The organism is Moheibacter lacus, assembly GCF_014042165.1.
Taxonomy (GTDB): domain Bacteria; phylum Bacteroidota; class Bacteroidia; order Flavobacteriales; family Weeksellaceae; genus Moheibacter; species Moheibacter lacus.
In genome coordinates this window covers 177565-191806 of the sequence record NZ_JACDZE010000001.1, presented here as the reverse complement: position 1 = coordinate 191806, position 14242 = coordinate 177565, and the positions used below count along the sequence as shown (strand labels likewise).

General features: G+C 37.0%; 12 protein-coding genes. 6 read left to right on the top strand and 6 right to left on the bottom strand.

From position 1 onward, the window contains the following. The first annotated feature begins 2 nt into the window (after positions 1-2). Both HU137_RS12945 and HU137_RS00835 read left to right on the top strand, forming a co-directional pair. Positions 3-1385: a tetratricopeptide repeat protein gene (locus HU137_RS12945; RefSeq protein WP_182041918.1), complete on the top strand. Its 1383-nt coding sequence runs from the start codon at positions 3-5 to the stop codon at positions 1383-1385. Between the two features lie 85 nt (positions 1386-1470). Then, a complete protein-coding gene (locus HU137_RS00835; protein WP_182041917.1) occupies positions 1471-2097 on the top strand; it encodes a metallophosphoesterase in 627 nt (208 codons plus the stop codon). 61 nt (positions 2098-2158) lie between these two features. Here HU137_RS00835 and secD read toward each other — a convergent pair whose 3' ends face one another. From secD to uvrA, 6 genes are all read right to left on the bottom strand, one after another. After that, positions 2159-5056: a protein translocase subunit SecD gene (secD, locus tag HU137_RS00830; RefSeq protein ID WP_182041916.1), complete on the bottom strand. Its 2898-nt coding sequence runs from the start codon at positions 5054-5056 to the stop codon at positions 2159-2161. A 201-nt stretch (positions 5057-5257) separates the two neighbouring features. Then, entirely contained in the window at positions 5258-6583 is a 1326-nt protein-coding gene (locus tag HU137_RS00825; protein ID WP_246361460.1) for a PhoH family protein, read from the bottom strand. A gap of 153 nt (positions 6584-6736) precedes the next feature. Then, positions 6737-7348, bottom strand: coding sequence for a hypothetical protein (locus HU137_RS00820; RefSeq protein WP_182041914.1), 612 nt, complete (start codon positions 7346-7348; stop codon positions 6737-6739). Positions 7349-7353: 5 nt separating this feature from the next. Then, on the bottom strand, positions 7354-7503 hold the full coding sequence (locus HU137_RS00815; RefSeq protein ID WP_182041913.1) for a hypothetical protein: 150 nt from the start codon (positions 7501-7503) through the stop codon (positions 7354-7356). Continuing rightward, the gene (locus HU137_RS00810) at positions 7490-8077 is read right to left on the bottom strand and encodes a zeta toxin family protein (RefSeq protein WP_182041912.1); all 588 of its coding nucleotides are present in this window, start codon (positions 8075-8077) and stop codon (positions 7490-7492) included. The genes HU137_RS00815 and HU137_RS00810 overlap by 14 nt, the downstream gene beginning before the upstream one ends. Before the next feature lie 36 nt (positions 8078-8113). Further along, on the bottom strand, positions 8114-10909 hold the full coding sequence (gene uvrA, locus HU137_RS00805) for an excinuclease ABC subunit UvrA (RefSeq protein WP_182041911.1): 2796 nt from the start codon (positions 10907-10909) through the stop codon (positions 8114-8116). A gap of 72 nt (positions 10910-10981) precedes the next feature. Here uvrA and HU137_RS00800 point away from each other — a divergent pair, with 72 nt between their 5' ends. From HU137_RS00800 to HU137_RS00785, 4 genes are all read left to right on the top strand, one after another. Continuing rightward, on the top strand, positions 10982-11221 hold the full coding sequence (locus HU137_RS00800) for a hypothetical protein (protein WP_182041910.1): 240 nt from the start codon (positions 10982-10984) through the stop codon (positions 11219-11221). 72 nt (positions 11222-11293) lie between these two features. Beyond that, a complete protein-coding gene (locus HU137_RS00795; protein ID WP_182041909.1) occupies positions 11294-11713 on the top strand; it encodes a hypothetical protein in 420 nt (139 codons plus the stop codon). 71 nt (positions 11714-11784) lie between these two features. Next, the gene (locus HU137_RS00790) at positions 11785-13296 is read left to right on the top strand and encodes an NAD(P)H-hydrate dehydratase (RefSeq protein WP_182041908.1); all 1512 of its coding nucleotides are present in this window, start codon (positions 11785-11787) and stop codon (positions 13294-13296) included. Positions 13297-13396: 100 nt separating this feature from the next. After that, positions 13397-14242, top strand: coding sequence for a transketolase (locus tag HU137_RS00785; protein ID WP_182041907.1), 846 nt, complete (start codon positions 13397-13399; stop codon positions 14240-14242).

Here is a 14242-nt window from a genome sequence, read left to right as displayed (position 1 = left end):
GTGTGGAAGATGGATTTTTAAATAATGATTTGATTGAGCGATTTGAGCAAATGCTCGATAACCGGGAGAACTTCTATTTTGATACGGAAGATTTCTATGAAATTATTGCCTATTATCTCGATGTAGGTGATTTGCCGTATGCCAAAAAGGCGCTAGACTATGCGCTGGATATGCACCCGACGAGTTCTGAAATCCAAATAAAAAAACTGGAATACTTGCTTTCGATTGAAAAATTGAGAGCTGCGGCCGGATTGATCCAAGATTTAAAAGAAGTCGGCGCAAATGATGTGGATTATTTGATTTGTGTAGCCCGATTTTGGTCGTTGAAAGATAACCCGAAGAAAGCAATTCAATTTTATGAAAAAGCTTTGGAGCAAGGCGATGATCGCGAATATATTTACAATTGCATGGGAAATGAATACCTGAATCTCAACGAAATCAGCCAAGCGCTTTATTGTTTCAAAAAGGCACTGGAATTGGATTTGGATGATGATTTTGCTTTTTTTTCTTGTGTCCAGTGTTTTGAAGATTTGCATTTGAACAAAGAATGCATCGAATTCCTTTTGCAGTACATCGATTTACGGCCCTATTCAGATATCGCTTGGGCGCAATTGGGGCAACAATATGTGATCATGAAAGATTATGAAGAGGCGCATCGTGCTTTTGATTATGCTACGATCATCAATCCCAAAAGCATCATGGCCTACACCCAAAAGGCAGCTTGTTTGGAAAAGTTAGAAGATTATGAAAAGGCAATTGAGGTGTATGAAGAAACACTTGAATTGGATGATTCTGCAGCTTATACTTATTTGAAAGTCGGGAGTTGTTATGTGAAATTGGGCAAACCTTTTAAGGCTTTAAAATCTTTCCATCAGTCGATCCATGAAGATCCGCAATTGGATCAGGCTTGGGTGGCGACTTCAGATTTGTATGAGAGCATCGGGAATTATGATGAGGCACTTTATTATTTGAATCGTGCTTTGGATTTGGACAATTTGAACATCGATTATTGGAAACGCAGAGCGTATCTACATATTCAATTGGTTCGTTTTGAAGAGTCGACGCTGGATTATTACCGATTGGTAGAATTGGAACCCAATAATTTTTACAATTGGTTGGGACTAACCGAAACATTGATTACGATTGGGGATTACCATAAAGCAATAGAGGCGGTTTACAGAAGTTTGAAACATTTTAATCGCGCTGAATTGTATTATCAATTGAGTAATTGTTTCTATTTGTTAGGAGAGGAAGAAAACGGGGAAGCGGCCTTTAAAAAAGCTTCAGAAATGAACGAATCTCTTCAAGTCGAAATGTTTAAAAAATACCCGATTCTGGAAAACCGATTTCAAATTGGAGGCCGTAAGCGAGCCAAGAGAAAATAAAGAATTTCCCTAGAAACAACCCAAATTTTACCCAAACTTAAAGCCTCCAATTTTTTAATTCGATAAATTTGAGAAAACTCAAGTTGTGAATTATTTCATAGTGGGCGATATACACGGTTGTTATTTTACCTTTCGGGAACTATTGGACAAACATTGGGACACGGAAAAGGAAAAATTGATCATCCTCGGAGACTTTGTCAACAAAGGAAAACATACGTTTGCGGTCATCGAATTTCTGATGAATCTCCAAAGTCTTCACAGAAAAAATATGGTAATTTTAAAAGGAAACAACGAATATCTTTTTGAAGAATATTACCGGGATTCCATCAATTTGATCAGCAAGCAGAAATTTGAAAATTATAATTTGGATTACATCCAAACTTTGAATTGGATGGGGAAACTGCCACATCATTGGCAAAATGGTGTCGTATATACTTCTCACGCTGGAATTCCGGAAGATGCAGATTTTCCTATGATGGAAGATAATTTGGAAGAATTGTTTAATCGAAAACCTTTAAAAAACATCGGTAAACGACAATTCATCGGACATATCGTAACAGATGAACCAGCTTATGATGAAGTTTCAGATGCTTGGTATTTGGATACCGGAGCAGGATTTGGGAAAAAATTATCAGCTGCAAAAGTAGATGCTGATGGAAATGTAAACGGCTTATTTACAATAGAAGTTCACGATAAAGACAAAGCCAATTGAAATAAAAAAAAGCACATGAAAATCAATCCATGTGCTTTTTATATTGAGTTAATCTAAAAGATTAATTTGACTTTTTGATTTTATTTTTGGTCAAATCATACATCACTTGTGATGAGATATAAATTGACGAATAAGTACCTACAATCACCCCGATCAACATCGCAAACATAAATCCTTTGATGGTTTCACCACCGAAGATGAAGATGATCAAGACCACCAAAATCATACTGATGGAAGTATTCATCGTTCTGGAAAGCGTATTGTTCGTGGATTTATTGATCAATTCATCAAAAGGCATTTTTGGATACATGCCCATGTATTCACGGATTCGGTCAAAGATAATTACCGAGTCATTGATGGAATAACCAATTACGGTCAAAATCGCAGCGATAAAGGCCTGGTCGATTTCCAAGTTAAATGGCAAAATACCATGTAAAGCTGCAAATAATCCCAAAATTACGATGACATCATGCAGAGCACCTGCAACGATTCCTACACCAAATTGCCATTTGAATCGGAATAAAATATAAACACCTACACCGATTAATGCTAGAATTACCGCTAAAATGGAAGCTCTGGTCGTATCATCTGCAATGGTAGGTCCTACTTTTACAACAGACATGATTCCGATAGCTGTATCGTCTTTTGAGAATTGTTCGTAAGTATAATTAGCAGGTAAAAAGGATTTTACACCTTCATAAATCTTTTGTTTGATTTCGTTATCGATGGCAGTAGATTCCTGATCTGCTTTTAATTTCGTCGTAACTTTAACTTGATTGGATGGACCAAATATCTTCACAGTCGGAGCAGTAGTCGTTCCATCATCGTCTGTCAATGTTTTTTCCAAATTCACTCTAACATCGTTTGCACTTACCGGTTGTTCAAATCGGATGGTATAGGTACGACCTCCTTCAAAATCTACACCCATATCAAATCCACGAACTGCAATAATGGCTAAACAAGCGATAGAAACTACAATCGAAATGATGTAGAACATTTTACGTTTCGCCATAAAATCGATGTTCATTCCTTGGAACCAATTTTTAGTAATCGAAGTAAAGAATGCCACATCTTTTCCTTGATCCAATCTTCTGTCGATGAACAATTTGGTTAAGAAAATTGCAGTAAATAAGGAACAGAATAAACCGATCAATAATGTAATTGCAAATCCTTGAACTGGACCTTTACCGAAGATCAATAAGATAGCTGCTGTAATAATGGAAGTCAAGTGGGAGTCAAAAATCGCTGAAATCGCTCCTTTCCATGAATATGCAATGGAAATGGATTCTTTCAATGATTTTCCATGATGCAACATTTCATCTTTCACACGTTCGTTGATGATGATGTTCGCATCAATCGCAATCGCCAATGTCAAAATAATACCCGCAATACCCGGTAATGAAAGCGTTGCACCAAATAGTCCAACCATCAATCCTAAAAGGAACAAAGTATTGACCGTTACGGCAATGTCAGCATAGATTCCCGCACGGCTGTAGTAAAATACCATCCAAAACAAAATCAATACAAATACCGCGACAAAGGCAATCAATGAACTATTGATCGCTTCTTGACCTAATGAAGGCCCAACTTCTTCCAATTGTACGATTTTTGACGAAGCCGGTAAACTTCCTGCTTGTAAGATGTTAGCTAAATCTCTTGCTTCATCCAGTGTGAAGTTTCCTGAAATCTGAGAGCTTCCTCCTTTGATCGGTTCGTTGATGTTCGGTGCAGAATATACCGTGTTATCCAATACAATTGCAATGGAATTCCCTACGTTTTCTTCCGTGATTCTTCCCCATTTCTGTGCACCTTCTGCATTCATTTTCATCGAAACAATCGGTTCGTTTGAGATAGAACCTGAATTTCTTTCACCAGAAGCTTGGTCGATTACATCACCTAAAAGCAATGGAGCATTTTGAGCATCTCCGCTCAAAGCATATAAAGAAAGGAATTTTCCGTTGGTGTTCGCATCTTTGGTTTGAACCGGTTTTTGTCCCCAGAAATATTTAAAGTTTCGGATGCTGGATGGCATGTTGGCTTTTAAATTCTCCGAATTCAAAATTCCATTGATCACCGCAGTATCTTTTGTTGCTACAGAAAACATTGAATTTCCTTCCAAAGCTGGTTGAATGATTCCTGCCAAACTCTGCGCATCAGTTTTTACACCTAAACTCTGTGGGTTAACAGAACTGAAATAAGAAGTAACCTGTGGGTTGTTGGCTTCAACTTTCCAGAACTCCAATTTCGCAGTACTTTGTAGCAAATTTTTAATTCTTTCTTTGTTTTTCTCACCCGGCATTTCGACCAAAATGCGTCCGTCACCAGCTCCACCTAAACGTTGGATCACAGGTTCTACCACACCAAATCGGTTGATACGGGAAGAAATTACTTGATAAGCCGTACCGATTTTTGCATCGATATCGTCTTTTATTTTTTCTTTAATGGATTCGTCTGTTTCGTTGAACTCGATGAAAGATGCATTTTGACGATTTCCGAAAAGGTCTGCAGAAGCATATTTCAAGTTTTGCTGTCCTTTTTCAGATCTGATTCTTTCAAATTCGTCAAAGAAAATATCCACATACGCACGGTTACCTTGAGATCTTTGTTTGATGTCAGCAGAATTCAATGCTTCAACAAAGATGGGATTTTCGCTATGATCCGCTAAATCTTCTAAAAGGTCACGAACCTGAACCTGAAGGATCACAGAGATACCTCCACGTAGGTCCAAACCTAATTTCATTTCCTTGTTTTTTGCATCGCGGTAATTATAGCTGATGATCCCTAAATCCAGGGTGTCGTTAGCCAAACTGTCCAATACAATCTGCTCATGTGCTTCGTCTGTCGAATTTTCATATGCCTCACACTCAACTTTGTTGGTGTACCAGGTATAACTCAATTGTCGGATGGAGAGAATCCCCAGAATAATTGCAATACCCGCTATAAGCCATTTTCCTTTCATCTGTTCGTTTTTTTTTTTTTAGTTTTTCAATTGTCTACCTGAATCTCAGGAGGAATGTTCCACCTCAAAACTTTGATGGACAATCCCTAATTGGTGTCTTATTAAGAATTTTTTAACGGGCAAATATAGAAGTATCTGAACACTTAACCAAAATATTGCAGCCGGATAATTCGATTTTTTTAACAAGAAATTAAAGTCTATTTACAACAATTCATTGGCTAAATTCGCTAATTCACTTCGTTCGCCTTTTACCAACTGAATGTGAGAAAACAATTTCTGCCCCTGAACGCGATCCACTAAATACGACAAACCATTGGATTGTTCATCCAGATAAGGCGTATCGATTTGTTTGATGTCGCCTGTAAAAATGAATTTGGTGTTTTCTCCGGCGCGTGTGATGATGGTTTTGATTTCGTGGGGCGTTAAGTTCTGGGCTTCGTCCACGATAAATATCACGTCTGACAAACTTCGTCCTCTTATATAAGCAAGTGGTGTGATCATCAGCTTTTCTTGTTCCACCATCAGATTGATTTGTTTGTATTCTTTGTCTTGTTCGTCAAACTGATATTGGATAAATTTCAAATTGTCCCAAAGCGGTTGCATATAAGGATCGATTTTCGATTTGATATCGCCCGGTAAATAGCCGATGTCCTTATTGCTCAACGGTACAATCGGTCGCGCCAAATAAATCTGTTTGTAGTCTTTTTTCTGCGCAATGGCAGCAGCAAGCGCAATCAAAGTTTTTCCGGTTCCGGCAACGCCATGCAAAGCCACCAATTTGATTTCTTTTTTCAGAATCGAATGTATAGCAAATGCCTGTTCCGCATTTTTGGGTTTGATATTGAAAACCGTTTGTTTGTTGACACGTTCCAATTGTTGTTCAAATGGATTATAATAAGCCAATGCTGAGGATTTATCGCCTTGTAAAATATAATATCCATTGGCCGAAACTTCCATTTTTCCTTCGATCATGTCCAGCGGAACAGCATAATCCTTATAGAGCGAATCGATGATTTCCTGATCGAAATTGGTCAAAGTGGTGATACCCGTTGGAAGGTTGTCAATGTTCTGAACTTTTCCGGTTTCATAATCCTCGGCTTTGATGCCCAGAGCTTTGGCTTTTAAACGAAGGTTTACGTCTTTGGTAACGAGGATGACTTGGCGTTTGGGTTCGTCTTTTTGAACAATTAAACATGAATTCAGGATTTTATTGTCCATGGAATCTGAACCATAAATTTTCACGGCCGATTTCTCGATTCCGTTTGTTTCCATTGCGATTTTAAACGAACCTTTATCCTCTCCAGGAAGCGGAATCCAATCTTGAATCAAATGATCTTTTGAATTTTTATCGAGAAAGCGGATGAATTCTCTTGCTTCGAAATTTTTGGTGTCGTTTCCTTTTTTGAAAGTGTCCAATTCTTCCAGAACCGTGATGGGAAGTACGATGTCATGCTCTGCGAAATTCATGATGGATTTATGGTCAAAGATGATCACCGAAGTATCCAATACAAATATTTTCTTTTTCATTGATCTTTTCATTTTTTCAATTTGTCTAATTGACAAAATTTTTAAATGACCAATGTGAAATTAATTTAAAATCTATCAACAATTTTACACGAAGTATTAACAAATGGAGATAAGGGTTTCAGGGTTAAAGTTTAAGGTTTCAAGTTAAAAGACTTAATCAAAAGTTGAATTGTAAAAACATTTTAGGATCTCTGATTCTGAAACTGCATCTTCAGTTTTAACTGTAATCAAAACTTGATAGTTGCCCACTTTTCCTGTATATACTGTTGTTTTAAGTGGTTTTTCGTATTTAATTTCCATGAGAAATGTATAGAAATCAAATTGTTTACCCCCAATCTTGAGTGATTTCGTAACAGTTGAATCAATTGTGAAATTAGAGTTATGATCTATTAATATTCTGTACTTTTCGATTTTCTCTTTTTGAAAATCAGTTTTCGTGTAGGAATTGTTTTCATTTAAAAAATAAATGGAATTAAAAGTGTCAAAACGATTTTTTCTCAGAGTAATCCCAAAATCATCAAAAGCTTTAAAGTCTGTAGAAATTTGAGAAAATTGTGATTCAAGTTTTTTTCTTTGCTCTTTCAATTCATCTTCAGGAATATTTTCCCAACCTTTCGGAATTTCCATTTTCCAACCTAATTCAGAGTGATATTTTACATTTTCTCTTAATTGGCCTTCGTCTGACTTTGGAAATTCATTATTACAAGAGAGAAATAATAGAAACATAAAAATGCCAAAAGTTATTTTTAAAATAATTTGGGCCATTTTTTTTAAGGCTTTACTTTTTGAATCTTCCCATCTTTTAAAATTACCAATTCAGATTTTTTTTGTCTTTTGAATTCTAATAATCTTTTATAAGAAAGATCTAACCCTTTTAATATTTTATCTTTGGTTTCAAAATGCTTTTCAACTGTTTTCATCATAAATATTTTTCAGTTTTTCATATCCTATATTTTCAACGATATTTATTGTTTCTTCATACAATTTTTGAGCTAAAAGAATCGGTTTTCCTACCGAATTGTCAAAAAGAAAAACTTCATCTGCAATGGGTATGTAAATATCGAATAAATTTTTGATTCCGTTTTTATACCTCCGTTCAATTACATTTTCTTCAATATTATGCCCGCCTTCAGCGACTCTACTCCTTACTCTCTCTTTAGCTAATTCAATCGTTTGAAGCCAAAAGAATAAAATTGTAATCGTGTATCCATTTGATTTTGCTCCCAAAATTTTATTCTTGTAACTTCTTGTTGAAAGTGTTGTTTCGAAAGCGAATGTTTGATTTTCTAACAATAGTTCATCAATTCGTTTCAACATAATTCTTCCCGATTCAAAGGCTACTTTTTCCGGTTGAAAAGGAGAAAGCCCTTTGGCAATTTCATCTGCGTTTACGAATTCTTTACAATTCAATATTTCAGGTAAAATAGTAAAAGAAGCAGTTGTTTTTCCTGCACCATTACAACCTGCAATTATGTAGAGATTTTTTTCAGTCATCGAACTCAAATATATGAATAATTAATACAAATTATTTCATAACTTCTCCTCCAAAAACTGTCCGGTAAAGGATTTCTTTTCTTTGACCACTTCTTCCGGAGTGCCTTGAACCACAACGTTTCCGCCGTTTTTACCGCCTTCAGGTCCTATGTCGATCACCCAATCCGCCGCTTTGATGATGTCCATATGATGCTCGATGACAAAAACCGTGTGCCCGATTTCGATTAAAGCCCTCAATGCTTTCAATAATTTTTTGACATCATGAAAATGAAGTCCGGTACTTGGTTCGTCAAAGATGAAAAGTGATGGTTTGATGGTTTGTCCTTTCGTTAAAAACGAAGCGAGTTTGATGCGTTGGGCTTCACCACCGGAAAGGGTGTTGGAAGATTGGCCCAATTGAACATAGCCCAAACCGACTTCTTGAAGCGGCAATATTTTTTCTACGATTTTCGATTCATTGTGTTTTTGGAAAAAAGCAACCGCTTCGTCTATGGTCATGTGCAAAACATCGGAAATGTTTTTTCCATGAAATTTTACTTCCAGTACTTCTTTTTTGAATCGGTTTCCATGACAAGTTTCGCATTCGAGTTCCACATCTGCGATGAATTGCATTTCGATGGTGATGGTACCTTCTCCTTTACAAGCATCACAGCGACCACCATCAACATTAAAGGAAAAATGTTTGGCTTCAAAACCGTTGAGTTTACTCGCTTTTTGTTTGGCGTAGAGCGCACGGATGTCGTCGTAGGCTTTGACATAAGTCACCGGATTGGAACGAGAAGATTTGCCGATGGGGTTCTGGTCAATGAGTTCGATGTTTTGGATTTTGCGCAGATCACCTGAAAGTTCGTCAAATTCACCGATTTTATTTCCGTAAATCCCAAAGTTTCTTTGCAAAGCCGGTGTGAGAATTTCTTTCATCAACGTACTTTTTCCAGAGCCACTTACACCTGTAACGACGGTTAAAGTATTTAACGGAAATTTTACATCGATGTTTTTCAAATTATTTTCACGTGCGCCTTTGATTTCGACATAATTTTTAAATGGAACCCGATTTTTAGGCACTTCGATTTCCAATTTTCCATTTAAATATTCAGCTGTAAGCGTTTTGGTTTTGAGTAATTCTTGATAAGTTCCTTCAAAGACAACTTCTCCACCATTTGTTCCAGCTTCCGGTCCGATGTCGATGATGTGATCCGCCGCTTTCATGATGTCTTCATCATGTTCAACCACGATAACCGTATTGCCCAAATCTCTCAACTTTTGTAATACGCCAATCAATCTTTCGGTGTCTTTTGAATGTAGTCCGATGGAAGGTTCGTCCAAAATATAAAGCGATCCCACTAAACTACTTCCGAGCGAGGTCGCCAAATTGATTCTTTGGCTTTCTCCTCCTGAAAGGGTATTGGAAGCGCGATTGAGCGTGAGGTAACTCAATCCTACGTCCAATAAAAATTCGACTCTGCTACGGATTTCGTGAAGAATTCGTTTGGCTACTTTTTCTTCAAATTCATTTAATTTCAAATGATCAAAAAACACTTTCAATTCGTCCAAAGGAACATCCACCAAATCCTGAATTGCTTTATCATTGATTTTGACATAAGAAGCTTCTTTGCGCAATCTTTTTCCTTTACAATTCGGACAATTGGTTTTGCCACGGTAACGGGAAAGCATGACGCGGTATTGGATTTTATAAGCATTGGATTCCACCATTTTAAAGAAACCATCGATTCCTTCCCAATTTCCTTTTCCGTTCCAGAGAATCTCCTTTTGTTGGTCGGTCAATTGATGATAAGGCTTATGGATCGGGAAATCAAATCTAGATGCCGATTTGATAAACCAATCTTTCCATTCGCTCATTTTGTCACCTTTCCACGCGACAACTGCATCTTCATAAACGGACAATTTTTTATTGGGAATGACCAAATTTTCATCGATCCCGATCACTTTTCCATAACCTTCGCATGTCGGACAAGCGCCATAAGGATTGTTAAAGCTAAAGAAATGAATGGAAGGTTCGTTGAAAACCATGCCGTCCATTTCAAAAGCATTGGAGAAGAAATGTTCGGTTCCATTTTCTGTATTTTTAATAATCAATTCTCCTTCTCCTTCAAAAAATGCCGTTTGGACAGAATCAGCCAATCGATGATAAAAAGAATCATCTTCTTGAACCGAAACACGATCAATGACTAAATAGATTTTGGTGTCTTTTTTAGGTTCAAATTTGAATTCGATTAAATCTTCGATTTTCACTTGATTGCCATCCACTTCCAAACGTGAAAATCCTTGTTGTTGAAGGATGATCAGATTTTCCTCAAAACTTCTTTCCGCATTTAAAGGAACGGGAGAAAGGATTAAAATTTTAGTATCTGCAGGAAGTGATTGGATGTAGTCGATCACGTCGGTTACGGTATCTTTTTGAACCAATTCTCCTGAAATCGGCGAATAGGTTTTCCCGATTCGCGCAAATAATAATTTCAAATAGTCATAAATCTCAGTTGTCGTCCCGACTGTAGAACGGGGATTTGTACTGATGACTTTTTGTTGGATAGCGATGCTCGGAGCGATGCCTTTGATGTAATCGACTTGGGGTTTGTCCAATTTTCCCAAAAACTGTCGTGCATAAGAAGAAAGACTTTCTACATATCGACGTTGACCTTCTGCATACAGCGTATCAAACGCCAGAGAAGATTTTCCGGAACCCGACAAACCTGTAATTACCACCAATTTATTTTTTGGAATGGCTAAATCTATGTTTTTAAGATTGTGAAGTTTAGCACCTTTTATGATGATAAATTCTTTGGGGTCTAATGTGGAAATATCTTTTTTCATAAGAACGTGCAAAGGTACAAAAACCAAAAAGGAATTTTAAAAGAGTGAAAAAGTATTTTTTACATTTGGCAAATGGAAAAGCAATTAAAATTGATTTGGGATTTCAGGGGGCCGGATGCGCAGAAAACGGCTGAACACCATGAAATTCATTTGAAAGAATTTATCCAAATGGAAAATCTAAAAAATCAAATCACGGGAGTGGAAAAGGTCTCTGATGTATATACAATTGTTTATTTAGTTGTAAATGAAAACGAAATGATTTCGGTGCGGGATAGGCTTTTGCCACATCGTGGAGAATGGTATGAAGTTTGACTTGAATTTTCAGGTTGATAAAATTTAAACCTTAAAATTACGTTTAGTTTAAAAACAATTAAATAGAAACAAATGAAAAAAGTATTTGCAATGTTGTTTGCTTTGTCTCTTGGGTTAGGGATGCTGTCGTGTAGCTCAGATGATGATGGTGGTGATGGACCAAATTATTCGGTAGTTGGAAGATGGGAAATCACAAATTACACGGTAAATGGTACAGTTGTAGAAGAATGTTCAAACAATGGCACGCGTCAATTCAGAACAGATGGAAGTTATCTTCAAGATGAATTCATAGAGGATGAAAACGGCGTTTGTACGGAAACCCTTAATAGTCCCGTAATTGGTTCTTACACGAAATCTGGCGATAATTTAAATGTAACGATCAGTGGAACGACCAAAAATTACGATATTGAATTTACAAGCGAAACAAGATTTACATTGACGGAAGAGTTTAACAATGTCGATTTTGTTTATACCTACGTAAAAGTAAACTAATTCCAATCAAAATTGAATCTTTAACCGGCTATTTAGCCGGTTTTTTTATGCAAATTCAGTACATTTATTCCATGAAAATTTTATCGCCCCAACAATTAAAAGCAGTCGAAACCCAAACCATCAAAATTCAAGATGTAGACCTGATTAATCTGATGGAAAGAGCGGCAACTGCGGTTTTAAATTGGTTGAAAAACCATATGGACGTCAGTAAAAATCACTTCACCATTATTTGTGGAGTAGGAAACAATGGTGGAGACGGTTTGGCTTTGGCCCGATTGTTAGCAAGTGAAAATTCACATGTGAAAGTATATCTCCAAAAAAATAACAATTATTCTTTGGACAATTTAACGAACCAAAAACGGCTCAAAGACGCAAAAATACCCATCGAATTTTACGATTCCGAAACGAAATTTGAATTCCAACCTTTTTCCATCATCATCGATGCCATTTTTGGATATGGACTAAATCGACCGATAGAACAAGAATGGATTTCTATAATTAACCAAATCAACCAAGCAGAAAATGCAGTTGTTTCCATAGATGTTCCATCAGGTTTGTTTTGTGATCAACTCAATTCTCCTGAAGATGCGGTCGTTCAATCAGAAGTTACGCTGACTTTTCAAACCCCAAAGTTGGCTTTGTTTCTGCCTGAAAATGAGAAGTATGTACCGCAATTTGAGATTTTGGATATTAGTTTGGATTGGGCATCTATGGAAAGTCAAAATGCTGATTTTCATTACTTTTCAATGGATCAAATTCCTCAGTTTCATAAAGGGCGAACGGTCTTTTCACATAAATATGAATTTGGAAATGTAGTGACCATCGGTGGGAGTTACGGTAAAATCGGTGCCATTTTATTGACCACAAAATCAGTATTGCGATCGGGAGCAGGATTGGTCACAGCATATGTTCCCAAATGCGGTTGTCAGATCATTCAGACTTCTTTTCCGGAAGCCATGGTGATGACCGATTTTTCTGAAGATAAAATCATCGCTTTTCCAAGTGTTGACGGATTTGATACTATTGCAATCGGGCCGGGAATCGGAACAGATGAAAAAACCGCTTTAGCGTTTGCTCAATTTCTGGAAGAAAATGATTTGACCAATAAAAAAATGATAATAGATGCAGACGGAATTAATCTATTGGCCAAAAACCCTGAGTTGGTCAATAAATTACCGGAAAAAACAATTTTGACGCCGCATAATAAAGAATTGGAGCGATTGGTCGGGAACTGGAATGATTCTTTTGAGAAAATTAAAAAAACAAAAGAATTCGTTCAAAAAAACAATTTGATAGTGGTGTCCAAAGGAGCTTATACTCAAACTTATTTACCTAATGCCCAGATTTATTTTAACTCGACAGGAAATCCGGGGATGGCAACTGCAGGGAGTGGAGATGTGTTGACTGGAATCATTGCAGGTCATTTGGGAAAAGGATTTACAGCAGAAGAGGCAGCTTTGTTTGGGGTGTTTTTGCATGGGTTTTGTGGAGATGAAGCTGCTGCGCAAATTGGTCAAGAAAGTTTAATCGCTTCAGACATATTGAATTTTATTCCGACAGGAATGAAAAAATTATTTGGATAAAACTATGTTGAAAAATCATCTTTAATTCTTAAAAATTAAGGAAATAGTTCTCAAGGTATTTAAAAGCAAAGCCTTACTTTTGCACACAAAGAAATTTTCAATGACTTTAGAACAATTAAAGACCCAGGTTCAGCAAACCCGTAGAGATATTTTGCGCATGGTTCATGCCGTAAACAGTGGTCATCCAGGTGGTTCACTTGGCTGCGCCGAATTTTTCACCGCTTTGTACGGTACGCAAATGAAATTTTCAACCGATTTTTCCATGGATGGAAACGGTGAAGATTTGTTTTTTCTTTCCAACGGGCATATTTCGCCTGTATTTTACAGTACATTGGCCAGATTTGGATTTTTTCCGGTAGAAGAATTGAGCACATTTAGAAAAATCGATTCAAGATTGCAAGGTCATCCTACCACGCATGAAGGATTGCCTGGAATCCGCATGGCTTCAGGTTCTCTAGGTCAAGGGCTTTCAGTTGCCATAGGAGCAGCACTTTCCAAAAAATTGAACAACGACGATAAGTTGGTGTATTCGCTTCATGGTGATGGCGAATTACAAGAAGGTCAAATCTGGGAAGCTTTGATGTATGCGGCTGCCAAAAAGGTGGATAACATCATTTCAACCATAGATTATAACGGACAACAAATCGATGGATCGACTGAAAATGTGTTGGATTTGGGTGATTTGCATGCCAAATTGGAAGCATTTGGATGGTTGGTTTTGGAAGAAAAAGAAGGAAATGATCTGGAAAAGGTAATTGCCATACTTGAAAAAGCAAAATCAGCAACCGGAAAAGGAAAACCTGTCGTGATCATTTTGCATACAGAAATGGGAAATGGAGTAGATTATATGATGGGAACACATGCTTGGCATGGAAAAGCGCCAAACGACGAACAATTGGAAAAAGCTTTGACTCAAAATCCGGAAACGGAATTGAAAGATTATTAA